The organism is Streptomyces sp. SID13726, assembly GCF_010548375.1.
Lineage (GTDB): Bacteria > Actinomycetota > Actinomycetes > Streptomycetales > Streptomycetaceae > Streptomyces.
In genome coordinates this window covers 1-555 of the sequence record NZ_JAAGLY010000219.1, presented here as the reverse complement: position 1 = coordinate 555, position 555 = coordinate 1, and the positions used below count along the sequence as shown (strand labels likewise).

Sequence of the window (555 nt, the reverse complement as noted above, 5' to 3'; positions counted from 1 at the left end):
GCGATGCCGCTGGCCATGAACGTCTTCGGGACGGACCGCCGCCTCCTCAAGGCCCTCGGCCTCAAGTCGTACGGCCAGATCAGCGAGAAGATCGGCGGCCTGCTCGAGCCGGAGCTCCCGCAGGGCTTCATCGGCGTCCGCGAGGCCTTCGGCAAGCTCGGCTCGATGGTCCACGTGCCGCCGAAGAAGGTGAAGGGCGAGTCCGCGCCCGTCCAGGAGGTCGTCCTCACCGGCGACGACGTGGACCTGGACCGGCTCCCGGCCCTCTTCACCTGGCCCAAGGACGGCGGGTCCTTCTTCAACCTCGGCCTCACCCACACCAAGCACCCCGAGACCGGCGTGCGCAACCTCGGCCTCTACCGCCTCCAGCGCCACGACAAGCGCACCATCGGCATGCACTGGCAGATCCACAAGGACAGCCGCAACCACTACGCGGTGGCCGCCAAGCGCGGCGAGCGCCTCCCGGTCGCGATCGCCTTCGGCTGCCCGCCGGCCGTGACGTACGCGTCGACCGCCCCGCTGCCCGGCCACCTCGACGAGTACCTCTTCGCCGGC

1 protein-coding gene is annotated in these 555 nt (G+C 70.6%); it reads left to right on the top strand.

Annotated features, from left to right (window positions below; genetic code table 11):
- Nucleotides 1–555: UbiD family decarboxylase domain-containing protein (locus tag G3I78_RS47265; RefSeq protein WP_203616499.1), on the top strand; the 555-nt coding region annotated here is incomplete at both ends.